This is a genomic window from Mesorhizobium bavaricum (assembly GCF_056781655.1).
Genome location: NZ_CM165566.1, coordinates 1825688 through 1848780, shown reverse-complemented (window position 1 = coordinate 1848780; position 23093 = coordinate 1825688). Strand labels below are relative to the sequence as shown.

The 23093-nt window shown below is 61.5% G+C and carries 18 protein-coding genes, 1 tRNA gene and 1 pseudogene; 14 read left to right on the top strand and 6 right to left on the bottom strand.

All coding sequences use genetic code 11. The features are described from left to right. The first annotated feature begins 352 nt into the window (after positions 1–352). The 3 genes from AC1RZR_RS09035 to AC1RZR_RS09025 are packed head-to-tail and all read left to right on the top strand — an operon-like array spanning position 353 to position 5185. The gene (locus tag AC1RZR_RS09035) at positions 353–2302 is read left to right on the top strand and encodes a PrkA family serine protein kinase (protein WP_481828283.1); all 1950 of its coding nucleotides are present in this window, start codon (positions 353–355) and stop codon (positions 2300–2302) included. An 18-nt stretch (positions 2303–2320) separates the two neighbouring features. Then, complete coding sequence (locus tag AC1RZR_RS09030) at positions 2321–3634, top strand: YeaH/YhbH family protein (protein ID WP_481828282.1); 1314 nt, start codon at positions 2321–2323, stop codon at positions 3632–3634. A 9-nt stretch (positions 3635–3643) separates the two neighbouring features. Further along, on the top strand, positions 3644–5185 hold the full coding sequence (locus AC1RZR_RS09025) for a SpoVR family protein (protein ID WP_481828281.1): 1542 nt from the start codon (positions 3644–3646) through the stop codon (positions 5183–5185). A gap of 181 nt (positions 5186–5366) precedes the next feature. Here AC1RZR_RS09025 and AC1RZR_RS09020 read toward each other — a convergent pair whose 3' ends face one another. The 3 genes from AC1RZR_RS09020 to AC1RZR_RS09010 are packed head-to-tail and all read right to left on the bottom strand — an operon-like array spanning position 5367 to position 8052. Further along, positions 5367–6263 (bottom strand): HlyC/CorC family transporter, encoded by an 897-nt coding sequence (locus AC1RZR_RS09020; RefSeq protein WP_477269567.1) that lies wholly within the window; start codon positions 6261–6263, stop codon positions 5367–5369. Continuing rightward, positions 6260–7444 carry a 3-dehydroquinate synthase gene (gene aroB, locus AC1RZR_RS09015; protein WP_481828280.1) on the bottom strand — a complete coding sequence of 395 codons (1185 nt, stop codon included), beginning with the start codon at positions 7442–7444 and terminating at the stop codon, positions 6260–6262. The genes AC1RZR_RS09020 and aroB overlap by 4 nt, the downstream gene beginning before the upstream one ends. Next, positions 7441–8052, bottom strand: a complete 612-nt coding sequence (locus tag AC1RZR_RS09010; RefSeq protein WP_477269563.1) for a shikimate kinase — start codon at positions 8050–8052, stop codon at positions 7441–7443. Before AC1RZR_RS09010 ends, aroB begins: the two co-directional genes overlap by 4 nt. Before the next feature lie 209 nt (positions 8053–8261). Between AC1RZR_RS09010 and AC1RZR_RS09005 the strand changes: the two genes are divergently transcribed. From AC1RZR_RS09005 to AC1RZR_RS08985, 5 genes are all read left to right on the top strand, one after another. Beyond that, positions 8262–8414 carry a histidine kinase gene (locus AC1RZR_RS09005; RefSeq protein WP_477269866.1) on the top strand — a complete coding sequence of 51 codons (153 nt, stop codon included), beginning with the start codon at positions 8262–8264 and terminating at the stop codon, positions 8412–8414. 38 nt (positions 8415–8452) lie between these two features. Beyond that, complete coding sequence (locus tag AC1RZR_RS09000; RefSeq protein WP_481828279.1) at positions 8453–9388, top strand: site-specific tyrosine recombinase XerD; 936 nt, start codon at positions 8453–8455, stop codon at positions 9386–9388. 100 nt (positions 9389–9488) lie between these two features. After that, complete coding sequence (locus tag AC1RZR_RS08995; protein ID WP_379105470.1) at positions 9489–10439, top strand: acetyl-CoA carboxylase carboxyltransferase subunit alpha; 951 nt, start codon at positions 9489–9491, stop codon at positions 10437–10439. A 218-nt stretch (positions 10440–10657) separates the two neighbouring features. Continuing rightward, complete coding sequence (locus AC1RZR_RS08990; RefSeq protein WP_481828278.1) at positions 10658–11977, top strand: L,D-transpeptidase family protein; 1320 nt, start codon at positions 10658–10660, stop codon at positions 11975–11977. A gap of 11 nt (positions 11978–11988) precedes the next feature. Continuing rightward, positions 11989–12231, top strand: a complete 243-nt coding sequence (locus AC1RZR_RS08985; protein ID WP_481828277.1) for a sulfurtransferase TusA family protein — start codon at positions 11989–11991, stop codon at positions 12229–12231. A 3-nt stretch (positions 12232–12234) separates the two neighbouring features. Here the strand turns inward: AC1RZR_RS08985 and AC1RZR_RS08980 are convergent, their stop codons facing one another. Continuing rightward, positions 12235–13338, bottom strand: coding sequence for a CobW family GTP-binding protein (locus AC1RZR_RS08980; RefSeq protein ID WP_477269555.1), 1104 nt, complete (start codon positions 13336–13338; stop codon positions 12235–12237). A gap of 4 nt (positions 13339–13342) precedes the next feature. After that, positions 13343–14509, bottom strand: a complete 1167-nt coding sequence (locus tag AC1RZR_RS08975) for a serine hydrolase (protein ID WP_477269553.1) — start codon at positions 14507–14509, stop codon at positions 13343–13345. 217 nt (positions 14510–14726) lie between these two features. Here AC1RZR_RS08975 and AC1RZR_RS08970 point away from each other — a divergent pair, with 217 nt between their 5' ends. The 4 genes from AC1RZR_RS08970 to AC1RZR_RS08955 all read left to right on the top strand — a co-directional run bounded on the left by AC1RZR_RS08970 (position 14727) and on the right by AC1RZR_RS08955 (position 18044). After that, entirely contained in the window at positions 14727–15890 is a 1164-nt protein-coding gene (locus AC1RZR_RS08970; protein WP_481828276.1) for a M20 aminoacylase family protein, read from the top strand. 86 nt (positions 15891–15976) lie between these two features. Next, positions 15977–16053, top strand: a tRNA-Arg gene (locus AC1RZR_RS08965). 293 nt (positions 16054–16346) lie between these two features. Next, the gene (locus AC1RZR_RS08960; protein ID WP_481828275.1) at positions 16347–17234 is read left to right on the top strand and encodes a metal-dependent phosphohydrolase; all 888 of its coding nucleotides are present in this window, start codon (positions 16347–16349) and stop codon (positions 17232–17234) included. A 30-nt stretch (positions 17235–17264) separates the two neighbouring features. Beyond that, positions 17265–18044 carry a cytochrome b gene (locus tag AC1RZR_RS08955; RefSeq protein WP_481828274.1) on the top strand — a complete coding sequence of 260 codons (780 nt, stop codon included), beginning with the start codon at positions 17265–17267 and terminating at the stop codon, positions 18042–18044. A gap of 442 nt (positions 18045–18486) precedes the next feature. Here AC1RZR_RS08955 and AC1RZR_RS08950 read toward each other — a convergent pair whose 3' ends face one another. Beyond that, complete coding sequence (locus AC1RZR_RS08950; RefSeq protein WP_477269547.1) at positions 18487–18702, bottom strand: cysteine rich repeat-containing protein; 216 nt, start codon at positions 18700–18702, stop codon at positions 18487–18489. A 68-nt stretch (positions 18703–18770) separates the two neighbouring features. Between AC1RZR_RS08950 and AC1RZR_RS08945 the strand changes: the two genes are divergently transcribed. Together AC1RZR_RS08945 and AC1RZR_RS08940 are read left to right on the top strand one after the other, a co-directional pair. Continuing rightward, a complete protein-coding gene (locus AC1RZR_RS08945; protein ID WP_481828273.1) occupies positions 18771–19928 on the top strand; it encodes an efflux RND transporter periplasmic adaptor subunit in 1158 nt (385 codons plus the stop codon). Then, a pseudogene (locus AC1RZR_RS08940) lies at positions 19925–23070 on the top strand (efflux RND transporter permease subunit). The gene AC1RZR_RS08945 and the pseudogene AC1RZR_RS08940 overlap by 4 nt, the downstream one beginning before the upstream one ends. The last annotated feature ends 23 nt before the right edge of the window (positions 23071–23093 follow it).

Genomic DNA, 23093 nt, shown 5'->3' with positions numbered 1-23093 from the left:
TCGATCCGACTGTCGAATGGCACTCGAGCTTTTGTGTGCTCATCCGCTGTAGGCCGGATCAACCGGGCTTCGTCGAACTCGCATCGGGTCACAACTCTCGCAGCATCAGGCCACATCAAATGGGCTGCCCTTGCAGTTCAGTTCACGAAATCAATATCTACCCCTTGACGGTCTCATCTGGCCATCACCACCTAAGTATTCAGGTAAGCATTTTAGCCACATGGGTGGTGTCCCGGGTTTCAATGCCAGATGCACGCGCTCTCCTTCATGTGAAGGGAACCACAATGCGTCCCGGCAGTTGAATATAGGATGAGCCAGCTGACAGCCGGAACGGCTCTGAGGGCAAAATATCATGCGCGAGAATCAGTCCGACGTCTTCGATCTGTTTTCGGAGATCTATGCGAACGCGGCCCAGGAAGAAATCAGCCTCCAGCAATATCTCCTTGCTTGCCGAGAGGACAAATCGATGTACGCCTCGGCGCCTGAACGGATGGTCGAGGCAATCGGTGAGCCGAACCTGGTCGACACCAGCAAGGACGAACGGCTCGGCCGCATTTTCTCGAACCGCACCGTCAAGATCTATCCCTCCTTCTCCGACTTCTACGGAATGGAGGAAACGATCGAGCGCATCGCCGGATATTTCCGCTATGCCTCGCAGGGACTCGAGGAGCGCAAGCAGATCCTCTACCTCCTCGGCCCTGTCGGCGGCGGCAAATCCTCTCTGGCCGAACGGCTGAAGAAATTGATGGAGCAGCGCCCGATCTACACGCTGAAGGTCGGTAACCAGATCAGCCCGGTTTTCGAATCGCCACTTGGCCTTTTCCATCCCGATCGCATGGGCGACCTGCTGCAGGACAAATACGGCATAGCCCGACGCCGCCTGAACGGGCTCATCTCGCCATGGGCGGCCAAGCGCCTCGACGAACTGTCCGGCGACATTTCCAAGTTCAGCGTGGTCAAGCTGATGCCCTCGCGATTGCGTCAGATCGGCATCGCCAAGACCGAGCCCGGCGATGAGAACAATCAGGACGTTTCGGCCCTGGTCGGCAAGGTCGACATCCGCCAATTGGAAAATTTCAGCCAGTCCGATCCGGACGCCTATTCCTATAGCGGCGGACTGAACCGGACCACCCAGGGCCTGCTCGAATTCGTGGAAATGTTCAAGGCGCCCATCAAGGTCCTGCATCCGCTGCTGACCGCGACCCAGGAGGGCAGCTACAACGGTACCGAGAATTTCGGCGCCTTTCCCTATCAGGGCATCATCGTGGCCCATTCCAACGAATCGGAATGGCAGCAGTTCAAGAACAACAAGAACAACGAGGCCTTTCTCGACCGCATCCTCGTGGTCAAGGTGCCGTATTGCCTGCGGATCACCGAAGAGAGGCAGATTTACGAAAAGCTGCTGCGGGAGAGCGAATTGGCGGCCAGCCCCTGTGCCCCCGAGGTGCTGGACATTCTCAGCCGGTTCACCGTCTCGACCCGCCTTGCCGAGCATGACAATTCGCCGCTCTACACCAAGATGCGCGCCTATGACGGCGAGAACCTGAAGGACGTCGATCCCCGGGCGAAGTCGGTTCAGGAATATCGCGACGCGGCTGGCGTCGCCGAAGGCATGACCGGCGTCAGCACACGTTTCGCCTTCAAGATCCTGTCGCAGACATTCAACTACGATACGAAGGAGGTGGCTGCCGATCCGGTGCATCTGATGTACATCCTGGAAGAGGCAATCAAGCGCGAGCAGTTTCCGAAGGAGACGGAAGCTGCCTATCTCGAGTTCATCAAGTCGGAACTGGCAACGCGCTATGCCGAGTTCATCGGTCACGAAATTCAGAAGGCCTATCTGGAATCATACAGCGAATATGGCCAGAACCTCTTCGACCGCTACATCGCCTATGCCGATGCCTGGATTGAGGATCAGGACTACAAGGATCCCGACACCGGACAGGTTCTCAATCGCGAGGTATTGGAGAAGGAATTGTCGCAGGTCGAAAAGCCGGCCGGCATCGCCAATCCAAAGGACTTCCGCAACGAGGTGGTGAAGTTCACGTTGCGCGCGCGCGCAAGAAACCACGACCGCAACCCGTCATGGACCAGTTATGAAAAACTCCGCGAAGTCATCGAGAAGCGGATGTTCGGACAGGTCGAGGATCTCTTGCCGGTGATCAGCTTCGGTTCCAAGCAGGACAGCGTCACCGAAAAACGCCACAATGAATTCGTGCAGCGCATGGTCGAGCGCGGCTACACTCAGCGGCAGGTGCGTCGCCTTGTGGACTGGTACATGCGAGTGAACAAGGCGGGCTGAGAGAGCCCGGGTGGTTCCATGCCGATCTTCATCGACCGCCGTCTGAATCCAAAGGACAAGAGCCTAGGTAATCGCCAGCGCTTTCTGAGGCGTGCGCGCGAGGAGCTGAAGCGGAGCATACGCGATCAGATCCGCACCGGCAGGATCGCCGACGTGGATGCCGAGCACGCCGTGCCCATGCCCGAAAGAGGAACGGCCGAGCCGAGCTTCAACAACGCCAGGAACAGCGGCAGGCGCCAGCACATCCTGCCGGGCAACAGGCATTTCTCCCCTGGAGACCTGATCCCCAAGTCCGGCCAGGGCGGCGGCGCGGGAGCGTCGTCCCCGGGAAACACGGCGTCTGAAGACGACTTTCGTTTTGTGCTGTCACGCGAAGAGGTGCTCGATCTTTTTTTCGAGGATCTCGAACTCCCAGATATGGTCAAGCTCAACCTCAAGGAGATCCTAGCTTTCAAGCCGCGCCGGGCTGGCTTCGCCGCTACCGGCTCACCGACCAACATCAATGTTGGGCGCACGATGCGTAATAGCCACGGCCGACGCATTGCGCTGAGGCGCCCTAAGCAGGAGGAGTTGGACGCGATCCTCAAGGAAATCGCCATCCTCGAGGTGGTGCCATGCAGCGCAGCGGCGCGCCAGCGCATTGCGGCACTGCGCGAGGAGCTTGACCGGCTGGAGCGGCGGCGCCGGCGAATTGCCTATGTCGATCCGGTCGACATCCGATTTAACCGCTTCGATTCCCGACCTGTGCCGAACGCCAATGCCGTCATGTTCTGTCTGATGGATGTGTCCGGCTCGATGGGCGAGCGTGAAAAGGATCTGGCCAAGCGCTTCTTCGTGCTCCTGCACCTGTTCTTGAAACGGCGCTACGACCGCATCGAGATCGTCTTCATCCGCCACACGCACCTGGCCCAGGAGGTCGACGAGGAAACATTTTTCTACAACACGCAAAGCGGCGGCACTGTCGTTTCCACCGCGCTGGAGGAAATGCACCGCATTATTGCCGAACGTTACCCTGCCCACGAATGGAACATCTACGCCGCCCAGGCCTCGGACGGCGACAACTTCGCCGGCGATTCCGAGCGATGCATCGCATTGCTCAACGGCAAGCTCATGCGGCTGTGCCAGTATTTTGCCTATGTCGAGATCATCGACGAGCGTGAAGCCCATATCTTCGGCACGACCGAAAACGGAACATCGCTATGGCGTGCATATAGCGAAATCGACCTGCGATGGCCGAACTTCCAGATGAGCCGCATCGCCACGCCCGCCGATATCTACCCGGTCTTTCGCCAGCTCTTCAGCAGACAGCCGGCTTCCCTTAAGCGAGCGTGAGGGGCTCCGATGGCCAGACAAGCCAGTAAATCCAGCCTGCTCTTCTCAGGGTCCGACTGGGATTTCAAAACATTGTCGCGGGCCTATGACGCGATCGAGGCAATCGCGGTCGAAGAGCTTCATCTCGATACCTACCCCGTGCAAATGGAGATCATCTCCTCCCAACAGATGCTCGACGCCTATTCGTCGGTCGGCATGCCACTGATGTACCGTCACTGGTCTTTCGGCAAACACTTCCTCCACCAGGACCTGCTGTATCGCAAAGGCGGGCGAGGGCTTGCCTATGAACTGGTCATCAATTCCAATCCCTGCATCGTCTATCTGATGGAGGAAAACACCATGGCCCTGCAGGCCTTGGTGACGGCCCATGCTGCGCTCGGGCACAACCATTTCTTCAAGAACAATCAGTTGTTCAAGCAGTGGACGGACGCTGGGGCGATCCTCAGCTACCTGGACTTCGCCAAGGGGTACATTGTCCGTTGCGAGGAGCAGCACGGCGTCGCCGCAGTCGAGGCTGTTCTCGATTCCGCTCACGCGCTGATGGCGCAGGGTGTGTTCCGCTATCACCGGCCGCCTAAGCTGTCGTCGGAGCGGCAGCGCGAAGGGCTTCGCGAGCGCCTCGAATACGAAGAGCACTCCTACAATGACTTGTGGCGGACGCTGCCGCAGTCGCAGCAAAGGGCCAGCGACAAGGGACCAGATCCGGAGCGGAAGAAATCGCTCAACCTGCCCGAGGAAAACCTGCTGTATTTCCTGGAAAAGAACAGCCTGGTCCTGGAGCCTTGGCAGCGTGAGATCATCAGGATCGTTCGGGTCATAGCACAATATTTTTATCCGCAACGGCAAACACAGGTGATGAACGAGGGCTGCGCCACTTTCGTCCACTATACGTTGATGAATATGCTGTTCGATCGCGGCCAGATCAGCGAAGGCTCCATGCTCGAAATCCTGCGGAATCATTCCAACGTGGTCTTCCAGCCGGCGTTCGACGATCCGCGCTTTTCCGGCATCAACCCTTACGCTCTCGGCCTCGATATGATGCAGGACATTCAGCGCATCTCGACCGAGCCGACGGCCGAGGACCGGGACTGGTTTCCCGACATCGCCGGCGTCGGCAACTGGCGCGAGGTCCTGCTCGACGCCTGGGCGGATCACCGCGACGAGTCCTTTATCCGCCAATACCTCAGTCCGACTTTGATCCGGAAATGGCGGTTCTTTGTGCTCGGCGACGCTGCCGACCAACCGCATTGCCAGGTCACCTCCATCCACAACGAACGCGGCTACGACAAGATACGCGCCGCGCTCGCTCACAGCTACGAGGTCGGCGCGAACCAACCGGACATCCAGGTGGTGGATGTCGATCTGCTCGGCGACCGACATCTGCGACTGCAGCACAAGGTCAATGACGGCATCCTTCTCGATGATGCCAGCCGCGACGCCACGCTTCGTCACATCCGCAGGCTTTGGGGTTATGAGGTCAGCTTGGCGGCCGTCGACGCTGAAACGGGTGCGACGATCCACGAACGCTCGACGAGCCAGATCGCAGAATGAGGCTCCGTAGTTGCGCTGGTTCTGATGGCGCCAAAATTGCGCAGCGGGCTTGGGCGGCATTCATTGAAACTGGGGCTTAATGCACGTCGCCTGAATTCGTTTCAACGCGACGCGCTTTAGAGCAATTCCAGGAAAAGTGTGAAACGGTTTTCCGTCCGGAATTGCGTCAGAACAAAGAGCTCTAGGCGTCGCCGGCTGGTCTTATCCTCAGCCTTGCGATCCGGTTCTTGTCGCGCTTCATCACGACGAAGCGTTTGCCGTGGAACGTAAAAGCCTGTTTTTCCTCGGGGATCGACTGCGTCTCGTGGATGACGAGGCCGGCAATGGTGGTGGCCTCCTCATCCGGCAGGTTCCAGTCTAGCGCCCGGTTCAGGTCGCGGATCGGCACCGTGCCGTCGACGACGACGGAACCGTCGGCCTCCTGCTTGACGCCCTGAATGTCGACATCGTGCTCGTCGGCGATCTCGCCGACGATCTCCTCGATGATGTCCTCCAGCGTCACCAGCCCTTCGACCTCGCCATATTCGTCAACGACGACGGCGAAATGCGCCTTGCGGCGCAGGAAGGCGTTGAGCTGCTCCTGCAAGGTCGTGGTGTCGGGCACGAACCAAGGTTTCGAGGCGATCTTCATCACATCGATCTTGGAGAAGTCGTTACCGACTTCGTTGAGCGCCCGCAGCAGGTCCTTGGCGTGCAGCACGCCGACAATGTTGTCGAGTGAGCCCTTCCACAGCGGCATGCGGGTGTGCGGGCTCTGCAGGATCTCACGCACCACCGCCTCCGGCGCATTGTCGGCATTGACCGAGCGCATGTTGGTGCGGTGGACCATGATGTCGGACACTTCGAGCTCGGCGAGATCGAACAGGCCGCCGACGCGATCGCGATCCTCGCGCACCACCTGGCCGTCGCGGCGGAAATCGTCGACCGCGCCGCGCAACTCGTCCTGGCTCGAGCGCTGCGGCTCGATGCGCGACAGTTCATAGCCGAAAGCGGCAAACAGGCGCGTGCGCAAGGCAACGGCCAGCAGGATGAGGACGGCAAGGACAGCGACGACGATCCAGCCGGTCTCGTTGGTCATTTCGGCCGCATCTTCTGCTGGCCCGGCCGCATCTTCTGCTGGCCCGGCCGGCTTTCCTGCTCGCCCGGATGGTTCTCCTTCAGGAACGACAGCACTTCCGAAGCAGGCACATCCCTGGCGATGAAGGCCTGGCCGATGCCGCGCGTCAGGATGAAGGTCAGCGCACCGCGCGACACCTTCTTGTCCTGCGCGATGAAGGAAAGCAGTGCCTCGGGATCAGGCAAATCACCCGCAATGTCGGCCATCCGCCACGGCAGGCCGACGGCACGCAGATGTGCCTCGACGCGCGCCGCGTCGTCGGGGCTGGCGAGGTTGAGCCGCGACGAGAAGCGATGCGCCAGCGCCATGCCGATGGCGACACCCTCGCCATGCACGAGGCGGCTTCCGTCATACTGCGTGGCGGCCTCCAGCGCGTGACCGAAAGTGTGGCCGAGATTGAGCAGGGCACGGTCGCCGGTCTCGAACTCGTCGCGGGCGACCACATCGGCCTTGGCACGGCAGGCTTCGGCAATGGCCTGCGCCCTCTCCGGCCCGCCGGCGAACACTCGGGCCCAGTTCTCTTCCAGCCAGGCGAAAAATGCCGGCCGGTCGATGAGCCCGTATTTGGCAAGCTCGGCATAACCGGCGCGAAATTCGCGGATCGGCAGCGTGTCGAGGACTTCGGTGTCGGCCAGCACCAGCTTCGGCTGATGGAAGACGCCGACCAGGTTCTTGCCGCGCGCGCTGTTGATGCCGGTCTTGCCGCCGACCGAGGAATCGACCTGCGCCAGCAGCGAGGTCGGGATCTGCACGAAATTCATGCCGCGGCGCACGATGCCGGCGGCAAAGCCGGCAAGGTCACCGATGACGCCGCCGCCAAAGGCGATGACGATGTCACCGCGTTCCAGCCTGGCGGCCAGCACGCCGTCGACCGCCTCTTCGAGATGGGCAAAGCTCTTGGTCTTCTCGCCGGGCGGCAGCGTGATGACGGCGGGCTGGATGCCGCCCGTTTCGAGACCGGCCTTCAGCGCATCGAGATGCGCCGCCGCGACATTGGCATCGGTGATGACCGCGGCACGCGTGCCCGGCAGGCGCCGCGAAATCTCGGCACCGGCGCGCGACAGCAGACCGGAGCCGATCAGGATGTCGTAAGTCCGGTCGCCAAGGCCGACTTCGACGGTGACTGCCTGATCCGCACTCACGATCGCACCTCGCCTGTCGCGGCAGTCTCATCAATGCCGAAATGCCGGCAAAGCGCATTCACCACCTCGGCCGCGATGACCTCCTTGCGGTCGTCGCGGGTCGGCACGGTGACGTCTGATGTCGCGTAGACCGGATAGCGCTCCTCCATCAGCCGCTCCAGCACGGCGCGCGGGTCGGCACTTCTGAGGAGCGGCCGGTTCTGCTTCTTGGAGACGCGGTCCATCAACAGGTCGAGCTCGGCCTTCAGCCACACCGACACGCCATGGCCAGCGATGGCCTCGCGCGTATGCGCGTTCATGAAGGCGCCGCCGCCGGTCGACAGCACCTGCGGGCCGTTTTCCAGCACGCGCAGGATGACGCGCTGCTCCAGGGCCCTGAACTCGGTCTCGCCATAACGCTCGAACAGCTCCGGAACGGTCATCCGCGAGACGCTTTCGATCTCCTGGTCACTGTCGATGAAGGGCAGCGCCAGCATCGCGGCCACCTTGCGGCCGATCGCGGTCTTGCCAGCGCCCATCAATCCGACGAAGACGACGGAACGGCTGCCCAGCCGGCCAAGCAGCGCGGCGTGGTTCTCGTCTGGAGGATTTGCTGGCAGCGCGGTCATCGGATGTTTCGAGGGCCCTCTTTGCCGGCGTATCGACATGAAAAGCCCGTTTGCGTCAAGCTTGGCGAGCAGCCTGAGCCCGATATGGGCTGGCCGGCCTGCATCAGAAGTTGCTTACAAGCCTCAGCTTCTTCCTTGAATTGGCCGGATTAGAGTCCCATAAGGGCACAGGGTTTGGAAACGCAGAACAAGAAGACGGGCGAAAATTGATGCCGACACTGTTTCGCTTTGTCGTGATCCTCGCGATTCTGGCCGGCATTGCCTATGGTACGATGTTCGCGCTGGTGATGTTCGTCGAGCCCAGGAAGGCGGAAATGAGCGTGCGCATTCCGCCGGAAAGGCTCAACCCCAAGAAAAGCTGATCGATGCCCCGGAAACGATCTGCCAAGAAAAACTCCGAATGAACAGCGCCGCCCGCATCGAAGCCTTCCTGGAAATGATGAGCGCCGAGCGGGGTGCCGCCGAGAACACGCTGTCCTCCTACCGCCGTGACCTCGAAGACGCTTCGGACGCAATCGATGGCGGGCTTGCCGGTGCCGCCGCTGCCGATATTCGTGCCTATCTCGACGACATCGCCGCGCGCGGCTTCGCGCCGACGTCGCAAGCGCGCAAACTGTCGGCGATCCGGCAGTTCTTCAAGTTCCTCTACGCCGAGGGCCTGCGCGCAGACGACCCGACCGGCACGCTGGACAGTCCGAAAAAGGGCCGTCCGCTGCCGAAGACGATGAGCGAGGCCGACACCGGCCGGCTGATCGACCGCGCAGCACTTGAGGCCGGCGATCCCAGGCTCGGCAACGATGCCGCGCTTGGCAACAGCGATTGGCTGGCGGCACTGCGCCTGCATGCACTGGTCGAGGTGCTTTATGCCACCGGCCTGCGCGTTTCCGAGCTGGTCGGCCTGCCGGTGACGGTGGCGCAGCGCGACGACCGTTTCTTCATGGTGCGCGGCAAGGGCGACAAGGAGCGCATGGTGCCGCTGTCGGCCAAGGCGCGCACGGCGATGCGGAGCTGGCTTGCCGCCCGCGCCAAGGTGCCCGCCTTCGCTGACAGTCCGTTTCTGTTTCCCGCCGCCTCCGACAGCGGCTATCTCTCGCGCCAGGTCTTTGCCCGCGACCTGAAGGGGCTGGCGGCAAGGGCCGGCATCGCCTCGGCGAAGATCTCGCCGCATGTGCTGCGTCACGCTTTCGCCAGCCATCTCCTGCAGAACGGCGCCGATCTCAGGGCCGTGCAGCAATTGCTCGGTCATGCCGACATATCGACGACACAGATTTACACCCATGTGCTGGAAGAGCGGCTGGTGCGGCTGGTCAACGATCATCATCCGCTTGCCGACTAGGCCTCATATCGCTATGTGAGGACGACATTCCACCGCCCGGAGCCTTGGATTTCAGGGTTCTGCCAGTCCTCGCCTTTCCGACGTATCGGTCCGCTCACGCATGTACAATTACCTCGATTTCGAAAAGCCGGTGCAGGACCTCGAGGGCAAGATCCTCGAGTTGAAGAAGCTTGCCGAGAATGGCGAAGCGGTCGATGTCGGCGACGAGATCAGCCGTCTCGAGAAGCGCTCCCGCGACGCGCTGCGCGACGCCTACAAGGCGCTGACGCCCTGGCAGAAGGTGCAGGTGGCGCGCCATCCCGACAGGCCGCATTGCGTCGACTACATCAAGGGCCTGTTCAACGATTTCACGCCGCTGGCCGGGGACCGCAATTTCGGCGAGGACCAGGCGATCGTCGGCGGTTTCGCCCGCTTCCGCGGCGAGCCGGTGGCGATTATCGGCCAGGAAAAGGGTTCCGACACGACCAGCCGGCTGAAGCACAATTTCGGCTCGGTGCGGCCGGAAGGCTACCGCAAGGCGGTGCGGCTGATGGAGCTCGCCGACCGCTTCAAGATTCCGCTGCTGACGCTGGTCGACACCGCCGGCGCCTATCCCGGCGTCGGTGCCGAGGAGCGTGGCCAGGCGGAAGCCATTGCCCGCTCGACCTCGGCCTGCCTTGGCCTGAAAGTGCCGTCGATCTCGGTGGTCATCGGCGAAGGCGGCTCGGGCGGCGCCATCGCCATCGCCACCGCCAACCGTGTCTACATGCTCGAGCATTCCATCTATTCGGTGATCTCGCCGGAAGGCGCCGCCTCGATTCTGTGGCGCGACACGACGCGATCGAAGGATGCCGCGACCAACATGAAGATCACCGCGCAGGATCTTCTGGAACTGAAGATCATCGACGCCATCATCCCCGAGCCGCTCGGCGGCGCGCATCGTGGCGCCGAAACGGTGATTGCTGCGACCGGTGACCTCATCGCCAAGACGATGAAGGAGTTTTCCGGCGCCAACACCGATTTCCGCGAGCAGCGCCGCGAGAAATACCTGGCAATGGGTCGCAGTCTCTAAACCATGGCCCTGCCCTGCTCGCCGCAATGTGGCGGCGCGGAGCATTTTTGCCACAAAATTGCCGCTGCATTCGGCTCAATGAGACTACCGCAAGGGGACGTGTCGACACTTGTGGTAAGGAATTTTCAAGGTTAACGGGCTTAGGGTCCGTACACGTTCAATGCAGTAGCCTTGGCATGAATTGCCTTGGCGCAGAGAAAAAGACGATATCCGCAGCCATGTTCGCCAAGCTTGCCCGCACCGGAATCCTGATCGCTGCCCTCGCCGTGGCCGGCTGCAACGATTCGTCGATGAAGGATTTCGCGCCGGAGGCCAACAAGCCGCTGCCCGACAAGATCCTCGCCGACATGAGGGCGAAGGGCATGGTCCGCACCTCGTCGGTGATGGCCCGCATCTTCAAGGAAGAGGGCAAGCTCGAAATCTGGAAGGCCAAGACCAACGGCCGCTACGACATGGTCGCGAGCTACGACATCTGCAAATGGTCGGGCAAGCTCGGGCCGAAATACACCGAAGGCGACCGCCAGGCGCCGGAAGGCTTCTACACGGTGCGCCCGGCGCAAATGAATCCGCGCTCGAACTACCATCTGTCCTTCAACATCGGCTTTCCCAACGCTTATGACCGCGCCAATGGCCGCACCGGCGCCAATCTGATGGTGCACGGCGCCTGTTCGTCGTCAGGTTGCTATTCGATGACCGATGCGCAGATCGAGCAGATCTATGCCTTCGGCCGCGATGCCTTCCAGGGTGGCCAGACCGAATTCCAGATCCAGGCGTTTCCGTTCCGCATGACCGCCGCCAACATGGCGCGCTACCGCAACGACCCGAACTATGAGTTCTGGAAGATGCTGAAGGTTGGCTACGACAATTTCGAGGTCACCAAGGTGCCGCCGAAGGTCGACGTCTGCGAGAAGCGCTACGTCTTCAACCAGGTTGCCGCCGACGGCCAGACGTTCAACCCGACCGGCCCTTGCCCGGCGACCACCCAACCGGATTCTTTGAAGAGCGCCTACAACGCCTATCAGAGCACCTACGACGCGGCGTTCAACGGCGCGCTCAAGGCCAGCGTGCCCCCGCCGAAGCCGACCATCGCCGGCATCAAGGAAGCCAGCATCGTCTCCGACTGGTCGAAGCGCCGGGCGCGCGGCGAACGCGTGCCGATCGACCCGCCGTCGCTCAACACCGACGGTTCGGTGACCGAGACGGCGCGCATGGGCCGCATCGATTCGCCGGCCGGCCGCAAGATGGCGGCACTGGACGCCGAAAAAGCCGCCAAACAGAAGGCCGAAGAGCAGAGGCTGGCCGCAATAGAGGCTGCCAAGCAGGCCAAGGAAGCCGCGAAGGCGCAGGCCCTGGCCGAAAAGGAAGCAGCCGAAGCCGAAAAATTGGCGGCCAAGACCGCCAAGGAAGCGCCTGTCGCCACCGCCACCATAGCAGCCCCCACCGAAGCCGCGCCTGAAGCAGAAACGCAGGCGGCAAGTGCCGACGAGAGCCGGGTAACGAGGTTGAAGAACAAGCTGCTCGGCATGTTCGGCGGCTGAGGTTTTTCGCCTTGGCCCAGGACGACGCCGTCTATGACCTCAAGGGTTTGAACTGCCCCTTGCCCGTGCTCAAGGCGAAGAAGCGCCTTGCCGGGATGCAACCGGGCAGCAGGCTTTGGCTCGAAACCACCGACCCGCTCGCCGTCATCGACATCCCGGCTTTCTGCTCCGACAGTGGCCATCAACTGATTGAAACGGCGTCGGTCTCAGGCGGCCATCGTTTTCTGGTCGAGCGCGGCGAGCGGCGAACCTAGGGTTTAATGCCCGGCTATCGCCAGCGGGTTGTTCTCCAGCGCCGCGCGGTCGGGCGTGTCGATCGACGGCCGGTTGGTGAAGGCGGCAAACAGCCGGCGGATATAGTCCTCGGGCATGTCGAGCGTGATCAGCACCAACCGCGTGCCGCGCTGGCCATCCGGCCAGGACCGCAATTGGACCGGCGGATGCAGAATCTTCTGCACGCCATGGATCACCAATGGCCGCGACGGGTCTTCCCTGAGTTCGATGACGCCCTTCATGCGCAACAGATGCTCGCCATGCGTCGATCGCAGCAAGTCGAGAAACATCTCGATCGCTGAAAACGGCACCGGGCCGTCATGGACCAGCGAATAGGAACGCACGCGCTGATCGTGGCGATGGTCATGGTCATGCTGGTGATCATGACCGTCATGATTGTGATCATGGTCATGCGTCGCTTCCTCACCCAGCCAGCGCCGCACGTCTGCGGATTTGGTCGCCGGGTTGTAGAGCCCACAGTCAAACAGCGCCGCCACGCCGGTCGCCGTGTCGGCGGCATCGAGCAGTTCGGCCCCCGGATTGATCTGCCGCAAGCGCGCCCGCAGCGTTTCCAGGTCGCTGGCGTCTGTGACCAGATCGGCCTTGCCGAGCACGATGCGGTCGGCTACGGCGACCTGCTTGACCGCCTCGACATGACCATCGAGCGTGGCATTGCCGTTGACCGCATCGACCAGCGTGATGACGCCGTCGAGCCGGAAGGCCTGGACAAGCGCCGGGTGCGCCATGATCGACTGCAGCACCGGCGCCGGATCGGCAAGACCCGTGGTCTCGATGATGACGCGGGCAAGCCGGGCGATGCGGCCGGTCTGCAGCCGGTCGACCAAATCGGCCAGCGTGTCGACCAGTTCGCCACGCACCGTGCAGCACAGGCAGCCGTCGGAAAGCTGGATGATGCCGTCGGAAGCCTGCTCGACCAACAGATGGTCGATCGCCACCTCGCCGAACTCGTTGATGATGACCGCCGTGTCGGCCAGCGCCGGATCCTTCAACAGCCGGTTGAGCAGCGTCGTCTTGCCGGCGCCGAGGAAACCGGTCAGCACCGAGACTGGGATCGGAAAGCCGCTCATCGGCCTAGTTGGCAACCTTGACCGGCTGGTCGCCCTGCGCAGCGGGACCGGCAACGACCGGACCGGTGCCGGCTGGTGCCGGCCTGTCGGGACGCCAGCTCGGGACCGGCACATCGGCATATTCCTGGCCACCCTGGTCGAGCATCGCCTTCGGCGCCGGACCGGTGGCGCCGCCGAGGCCGACGGCTACCAGCGTCGGCACATGGTCGAGCTTTTCCTGGTAGGGCGACTTCGGCACGTCCTTGGTGGCAGCCGCCGGCGGTGCCTCGGACTGCTCCGCCGGCGCCTTCTTCTTGCAGATCTCGTCATGCATGTCGTTGGGCGAGACGGTGTCGCCGTACGGCGCCAGCGTGGCGATGGTGGCAGAGCCGGCCGCCGGCGTGTCAAAACCCTGATCGAGCAGTTTCGCGGCGGTCTCGGCACGGGTGACTGCCGATTTCTCGCCAAGCACGACCGCGACCAGCGTGCGTCCGTTGCGGGTCGCCGAGCCGATCATGTTGAAGCCGGAAGGACAGACGAAGCCCGTCTTCATGCCGTCGGCGCCGGGATACCGGCCGATGAGCAGATTGTAATTCGGGATCGCCTTCTTGCCGACCGCAAGGCCCTCGATCGAGAACCATGGCGCATATTGCGGAAATTCACGCCGGATCGCCATCACCAGCACGGCGAGGTCGCGCGCCGTCGTGTACTGGTCCGGCGAATAGAGCCCGTTCGGATTGACGAAATGCGTGCCGTTCATGCCGAGCCGGGTCGCCTCGGCGTTCATCCGTTCGGCGAACGCCGCCTGCGAGCCGCCGACATTCTCGCCGACAGCCATGGCAATGTCGTTGGCCGACTTGACCAGCATCATCTTCAGCGCGTTGTCGAGCCGCATCACCGAGCCCGGCTTGAAGCCCATCTTGCTTGGCGGCTCGGCGGCGGAGTGTTTGGTCACCTTGATCGGCGAATCGAGCTGGACCTCGCCGGCCGCGATCGCCCGGAAGGTCACATAAGCGGTCATCAGCTTGCTCAGCGACGCCGGATACCAGCGCTTGAACGCGTCCTGATGCTGCAGGATCTTGCCGTTGTTGAGGTCGAACAGAACGACCGGATTGGCCTGCGCCGACCCGGCCAGGACCGACAGCACGATTGCGCCAGCCGAGAATAGTTTGAGGAAATGCCTGTGCCGCATGATCAAATCCGAAATCGCCTCTTGCCGTAGTCGCCCCTGGCTCCGTAAGATTTCGTTACGCGATCGCCAGCATGATGCGTCCGACCCTCAAAAAACCGGACCACATCGTTGCGGTGCTATTTACTCTATGTGACGCCAACATGGCAAAGTGCCTGACAATCACAATTGCAAGGCAGCGGACGACACCCGCCTGTCCCAACAGCGAAATGGAACCATCATGCCAATCCTGAACCGTGCAGCCGAAATGCAGGACGAAGTTGCCGGCTGGCGCCAGCATCTGCACCAGACGCCGGAATTGAACTTCGACGTCTTCAAGACCGCGGCCTTCGTTACCGAGAAGCTGAAGGCCTTCGGTTGCGACGACGTGGTGACCGGCCTCGGCAAGACCGGCGTCGTTGGCATCATCCGCGGCCGCCAGGGCGAAGGCCCCACCATCGGCCTGCGCGCCGACATGGACGCGCTGCCGCTCAACGAGATCACCGGCAAGCCCTACGCCTCGACCAATCCCGGCAAGATGCATGCCTGCGGCCATGATGGCCACACGGCGATGCTTCTGGGTGCCGCGAAATATCTCGCCGAGACGCGTAATTTCACCGGCTCGGTGGCGGTGATCTTCCAGCCGGCCGAGGAAGGTGGCGGCGGCGGCAACGAGATGGTCAAGGACGGCATGATGGAGCGCTTCGACATCTCCAGGGTGTTCGGCATGCACAACATGCCGGGCCTGCCTGTCGGCCAGTTCGCCATCCGCCCGGGCCCGATCATGGCGGCGACGGCCGAGTTCACCATCACCGTGCGCGGTAGAGGCGGCCATGCGGCAATGCCGCACGCCACGGTCGACCCGATCGTCATCGCCAGCCAGCTGGTCGGCGCCTTGCAGACGATCGCCTCGCGCAGCACCGATCCGGTCGAGGCCGTGGTGGTGTCGGTGACCAAGTTCCACGCCGGCGATGCCTATAACATCATCCCGGAAACGGCAGAAATCGCCGGCACCGTGCGCACCTTGCGCAAGGAAATCGCCAAAAAGTCCGAAGAGCGCATCCGCACCATCTGCGAGGGACTGGCGACCGCGTTCGGCGCCAAGATCGAGGTCGACTACCAGGCGAATTACCCCGTGACCTTCAACCATGCGGAAGAGACGGTGTTTGCCAGCGACGTCGCGGCCGGTGTCGCCGGCGACGCCCATGTCCACCGCGGCATCCAGCCGGTGATGGGCGGCGAGGATTTCTCCTATATGCTGGAAGCCCGGCCCGGAGCCTTCATCTTCATCGGCAACGGCGACACCGCCGGTCTCCACCACCCGGCCTACGACTTCAACGACGAGGTCATCCCACACGGCATGAGCTATTGGGTGAAACTGGCTGAAACCGCGCTGGCGGCCTGATGCCTATTGCCAAAAGGGCTGGCCGAATTGCGTTCGGCGGGCCCCCTTGGCGAAACGATCCGAAGCGGCTATGTGTCGGGCCGCGTGGTCCCGTAGCTCAGTAGGATAGAGCGGCAGATTCCTAATCTGTAGGTCACAGGTTCGATTCCTGTCGGGATCACCAACGTTCTCAAGGACTTAGAGAGAAACTGCCGTACTTTTTGCGAAATTTTTTGTGAAATTAGTACGGTGAATTTCCTAGACCTCAAACTTTGGGGCATTGATCGGCCGGGATGCAGTGCATGCCGAGCGCGTGATACCCGCTGCGAGCCGGCGGATATCGTTTCTGGTCAGGCATGCAGCGGACCGGCGGTGGGTGGCCTTTGGTCCTAAGATAAAATCCACGCCGGAAACGTGCTAGGATGGCCGCCGCGCGGCGCGACTTGTCATGCTTCAAAGCGGTCAGGAACGATTGTCATGCTCAATCCAATCTCCATCATGGCCGACCGGCTCGGCGATCATCTGTCAGAACTCTATCTCCAGTATTTCTCGCATCGCAATCCGGAATATGCGAGCTACATAGGCGGGGCGGCCCGCCTTGTCCTGGAGCGCATCGGCAATTCGAACGCCCTCTATCACAACATCGAGCACACGCTGATGGTTACGCTCGCTGGCCAGCAGATCATCCGCGGCCGGCTGCTTTCGGAATCCCTGACCCCCGATGACTGGCTGCATTATACCTGCGCGCTGCTTGTCCACGACATTGGCATGGTGCACGGCGTGTGCCCGGGCGACACCGAGGACAGCTTCGTCATTAACGAGGCCGGCGACCGCTATACGCCACCGCGCGGCACCTCCGACGCGGTGCTTGCGCCCTATCATATCGAGCGCGCCAAGATCTATGCGCGCCAACGTTTTGCTTCCTCGAAGTTCATCAACGAGGAGCGCATTGTCGAGGCGATCGAGATGACGCGCTTTCCGGTGCCGAACGATCCGGCCTACCAGGTCACCAACACCGAGCCGGCGCTGGTCAGGGCCGCGGACCTGATCGGCCAGCTCGCTGATCCCTTCTACCACCGCAAGCTGCCGGCGCTGTTTGCCGAGTTCTCTGAGATCGGGATGGTGGAAAAGCTCGGCTGCAAGACCGCCGCCGATCTCGGCGCCATCTTCACGGATTTCTTCACGCTGCAGGTCGAGCCCTATATCGGCGACGCGATCCGCTATCTGGAGTTGACGACGGAAGGCAAGCAGTGGATCGCCAACCTCCACAGCAACCTCTTCCAGTCCGGGCATCGCCCGGCCAAGATCGGGCCGTTTCCCGGCGTGTCGCAGCCGACCTCGGCGAGCCTTTCGGTGGTAACTTAAGAGCCTGGGATTGTTTCCTCTTTTCCGCCGATGCCAAGCCGGCGTTGGTTGCATTCACCAGGCATGCAGCGAACCAGCGATGGGTCGACTGGGAGTGGGTCTTACAGTCCGCCGTACTTTCTTGCGAAATCAGATCGTTGGAGAGGACGAAACCATCACACCCTTGCGCGCGCATTCCATAGCTGTCGGGCCCCAGAGGTGAGAGAGAACCCTCGCCTGCGCTGGCATTTCGGCGTTCGTCTGTTGCACTGCCTGACCGTGATCGCACTCGCGGTGCAGATTACTGTCGCCTTCGGACCGATGAACGGGCCGGGAATGGCGATGATGAACTGGCTTCCGCTCCACATGTCGATCGGCGTGACGATCCTTGCCATCATCGTGCTCAGGCTTTGCTGGCGCATCCTCACCCAGCCCCCTGTCAGGCAAACCTCACGGTCCGTGCGGTTTGCTACGACTTTCTTCCACATGTTGCTCTACGTCATGATTCTTGCCGTGCTCACAACGGGATGGCTAGGCTACCGGCCAATGCCTTTCATGCCTCCGGCACGGCTTTTCGGAAACTTGCCTGTCCCGTTGGCACCATCCGTCGGCGCGCTGTCGGCAAGGGGTTTCGCGTTCGTCCATGCAAAGCTGGTCTGGATCATGCTTGGATTGGCCGGCGTTCACACCTTGGCCGCGCTTGTGCATTTCGCACTGCTGCGCGACGGTGTCATGCGCACCATGTTCTTTGGACGACAGGACATCGCTTCGCGGGAAGAGAAAGCACAGTTTGCGGTCGACGATGATGCCGGCAGCTCACGCAACGGCTGACGATCCTCCCGCAATGACAGCCGCGTACCGGGCGGCCTTGCCCAGGGCGACGAGAACACGCTGAGATCGACGCGGCCATCACGCAATGTCTCAACGATCATTTTGTGTACCCAGATTTGTTCTAAGATCGGACTCAACCGGAGTGCAGCACGAAGGGCAGAGACTGCCTCCGGCATCAAAACCAAACCAGCGATCAACGCCCCCACAGTGGCGTCGGCTTGAGTCACCTTGTAAATAGCGAGCACATCTTCGATGCCGGCGGCGACTTGCTCGGCAAGCATGACCCAATCGATATCGATTGCGTCAGTAGAGCCGGATAGAACCTTACAACTACGCTAGATTTCTTTCCAATGGACGTGAATGTGACCTTTTCTGGTCACTTCGCCCATAGTCGCTCGCCAGTTCCCGTCGTCGGCGACTTGGAGGAGAGCACCGCGCGATCCTAACCAGGTGTGTTCGCCTTGACGACCTTCTGGCATTCCGGCGTCAGCTCGCTCAAATGCTCTGTCAGACATTGAATGACTTTGCCGCCACCTGGCTCCACGCCTTTGCAGAACTTTTCGTAGTCTGCCTGGCAAGCCTCACGTTCGGCCGCTGTCTGCGCCTGAGTTGCAACCATCTGAATGGCCAGGAAAACCGCGCTTAAGGCAATTCGCATGACAAACCCCTCCAAAGTAGCTAACCTTGATCAAAATACCGTGAAGTGTTGAGAGGGGTCAAATGCTTTTGGTATGGCGCATCGCGCTGGCCGTAGCCTCGCTTACGGGGACGGTGCTGCTTTCAGCATGCAACAAACAAAATGACTATGTTCCGCCGCCACCGCCCAAGGTTGACGTGGCGCTGCCGCTCAAGCGGACAGTAACGCCCTATCTTGAGGCGACGGGGAACACGGCGGCCGTCAATTCGACGCCGTTGGTTGCCCGGGTGGCGGGCTTCATTCAGGAAATAGACTACAAGGACGGCGACAGCGTCAAAGCAGGCACCCGACTGTTCCTCATCGAGCCTGAACCTTACCAATTGGCACTTGAACAGGCACAGGCAGGACAGACGTCGGCCGATGCCTCGGTCAAACAGTCCAGCGCCGACCTGAAGCGACAGCAGGATTTGCTCGCGCAGAAGGTGATTTCGGCTTCGACGGCGGACCAGGCCGCCGCTGCCGCCGCGGTCGACGTGGCCAAGCAGCAGCAGAACGCCGTTGACGTCAAGCAGGCCCAGCTCAACCTAAGCTACACCGAAGTCAAGGCGCCATTCGACGGCATCGTCACCGCCCGCCAGGTATCCGTCGGGCAGTTCGTAGCCACTGGCAGTGCTTCCGACCTCGCAACGATCGTCCAGATGGATCCGATATACGTCAATTTCAATGTCAGTGAGCAGGACGTGCAGCGGATCAGGGTCGAAATGGCCAAGCGTGGTCTGACAATGCAGAATCTCAAGAAGATAGCGGTGGATGTCGGCCTGCAGACCGAGACTGGATATCCGCACAAGGGAACGCTCGACTATGCGGCGCCTCAGGTATCTTCCTCCACCGGTACGCTTCTGGTTCGCGCCGTTTTGGAAAACAAGGGAAATGCGCTGCTGCCTGGTTATTTCGTCCGACTGCGCATTCCACTCGGCGAGCAGCCGGACATGCTGCTCGTACCGGATCGTGCGATCAGCAGCGACCAGAGCGGTCGCTATGTGCTCGTCGCCGGAAAGGATGACACAATCGAGCAGCGTAGCGTCGAGATCGGCCAACTGGTCGGCGAGTTGCGCGTCATTACCTCCGGCCTGACAGGGGATGACCGCGTCGTCATATCTGGCATGCTGACGGCCGTGCCCGGCCAGAAGATCGAACCGACGGTGAAGACCCTCAAGGCAACTCCGGCCAACGGCGCTGGCCAATGATCTCCAAATTCTTCATCGAACGGCCCGTGCTGGCGAACGTCATAGCCGTTCTTATGGTCGTCATTGGCGTCGTCTCGCTCTTTGCGTTGCCGGTAGCGCAGTATCCCGATGTGGTTCCACCGACCGTTTCGGTTACCACCCGTTATCCGGGCGCCAGCGCGCGCACGGTCATCGACACCGTAGCCTTGCCGATCGAGCAGCAAGTCAATGGCGTCGAGAACATGCTCTACATGCAGTCCTTCGCCGCCTCCGACGGCAGCTACAACCTGACCGTAACTTTTGCCATCGGTACAGATCTCGACCTTGCCCAGGTGCTTGTTCAGAACCGGGTCTCTGCCGCCATGGCCGGGCTGCCCAACCAGTGCAGGTGCAGGGCGTCAACGTGCAGAAGAAGTCGACTGCCATCCTCGAGATCGTGACGTTGACCTCGCCTGACGGGAAATATGGCAGCCTCTATCTCAGCAACTACGCGACGATCAGCCTTAGAGACGAAATCTCGCGTTTGCCTGGCGTCGGCAATGTCAGCGTATTCGGCGCGGGTCAATATTCCATGCGGGTCTGGCTCGATCCCGAAAAGATGTTGGCGCGCGGGCTGACCACGCAAGATATCGTTCAAGCACTTCAACAGCAGAGCGAGCAGGTCACAGCAGGTCAGATCGGCGCCCCGCCGGCGCCGGACGACCAGTCCTTCCAGTATTCGATCGAAGTGTCCAGCCGCCTTGACGATCCCGACCAGTTCGGCGCCGTTGTGGTCAAGACGGGCGCCAACGGTGACATGACGCGTGTTCGCGATGTCGGGCGGGTTGAACTCGGGGCGCAGACCTACGGACAGTTCTTCAACCTCGACGGCCAGCAGGCGGCCGGCATGGCCATCTTTCTGGCACCCGGCGCGAACGCGCTCGATGTGGCCAAGAGGGTCGCGTCCAGGATGGAGGAACTGGCGCGTGCCTTCCCGCAAGGCATAGCTTACGCGATACCGTTCAACACGACGAATTTCGTCAGCCAGGCGATCGACGAGGTCTACAAGACGCTGTTTGAGGCTGCGGTGCTGGTCTTGATCGTCATCCTCGTCTTCCTGCAGGATTGGCGGGCGATGCTGGTTCCGGCCACGACCGTACCGGTCACCATCATTGGCGCGTTCGCCGCAATGGCGGCGCTCGGCTTCTCGGTCAACCTTTCCACCTTGTTCGCCATCGTGCTCGCCATAGGCATCGTCGTCGATGACGCCATAGTCGTGGTCGAGGGGGCCGCCCATAACATGGAACGCGGCATGTCGAGCCACGACGCCGCCATTGCCGCCATGAAGACACTGTTTGCGCCGATCATCGGTATCACGCTGGTGCTGCTGGCGGTGTTCCTGCCGGCGGCCTTCCTTCCCGGCCTTACGGGCCGGATGTACGCGCAATTCGCGCTTGTGATCGCAGCGACCGCGTTGATCAGCGCGGTCAACGCCGCGACATTGAAGCCAACGCAATGCGCGACATGGCTTAGGCGTCCAGTACCACCGGACCAGCGCAATGTTTTCGCGCGGGGCTTCAATGCGGCCTACCAGCGTGCCGAGAATGCCTACGCTCGGTTGATCGGAATGATGGTGCGCCATAGCGCCGTAACGGGCGTGATCGCACTCATGATCATCGGCGCGGCTGGCTACGGCATGTCGCGCGTCGCCACCGGTTTCATCCCTATCGAAGACCAGGGTTATCTGCTGGCCGCGGTTCAACTGCCTGACGGCGCCTCGCTTGGCCGCACCCAGGAAACGCTGCAGCAGGTTTCAAAGATCGCCAAGGCCACACCTGGCGTGGAGACTGTGGTCACCATCGCCGGGCTTTCGGCCCTCGACAACAATTCGACGCTCGCCAACGCAGGCGTCGCCTACATCATTCTCAAGGACTGGGGGTTGCGCGGTAAGAACGAGGACCTCGCTTCGCTCTACGCCACCCTCAACAAGAATCTGTCGGCTATGGCCGACGGGCTTGTTCTGGTGCTTCCTCCGCCACCCATCCAGGGCATCGGCAACGCCGCCGGCTTCACACTGCAGATCGAACTCCGCGATGGCAGTTTCGACCTCTCGAAGCTCCAAAGCACCGTGAGGGCGGTGGTAAGCAAGGCTGAGACGCAATCGGGCATCCAGCGCGTCTCGTCATCGTTCCGCGCCAACGTCCCGCAGTACAAGGCCGAGATCGACCGCGACAAGGTGGAGGCCCTCGGCCTTACCACGGACCAGGTGTTCCAGACGCTCGCCGGTTATCTCGGCTCGAGCTACGTCAGCCAGTTCAACAAGTTCGGGCGTGTCTTCCAGATCTATGTGCAGGCTGACGCCCAGTTCCGGTTGACGCCGGAGGAAATCGGCCGCCTTACCGTCCGCAACAATAACGGAGACATGATCCCACTCGGAACCGTGTTGACGATTGAACCCAGCGTCGGTCCATCGCTGATCAGCCTGTACAATCTCTACCCCGCCGCGTCGATCGTGGGCGTGCCCGCCGCGGGCTTTTCGTCAGGCGATTCGATCAAGCTGATGGAGGAGATCGTAGCGGATAGCCTTCCGCCCGGTACTGGCTTCGATTGGACTGCCCTGTCTTTCCAAGAGAAGCTTGTTGCCAATCAGATTTACCTGGTGTTCGGAATGGCGCTGTTGCTTGTCTACCTGGTCCTTGCCGGCCAATACGAGAGCTGGCTCGCTCCGATCTCAATCCTGCTAGCCGCGCCGCTGTCGCTGGTGGGGCCAGTCCTGGTCCTCAATGGCCTTGGCATCGACAACAATCTCTATGTCCAGATCGGCCTTATCTTGCTCATCGCACTGTCAGCCAAGAATGCGATTCTGATCGTCGAGGTCGCACGCGAATTGCGTGCCGCCGGCACGCCTATCGTCGAATCGGCGATCGATGCCGCACGTGCCCGCTTCCGGCCCATTCTGATGACATCGTTTGCCTTCATCCTCGGCGTGGCGCCGCTGGTATTTGCAACCGGCGCCGGTGCCAGCGCGCGGAAGTCGATCGGCATCACGGTCTTTTCAGGCATGCTCGCTTCGACCTGCCTGGCCATTCTTTTCGTGCCATCCTTTTTCGTCATCCTGCAACGATTGGAGGAACTGCGCTCCAGACGCCGGAAGAAGAACGAGGCGACTCCAACGCTCCTCTAGTGGCGGTACAATCAAAACCAGAC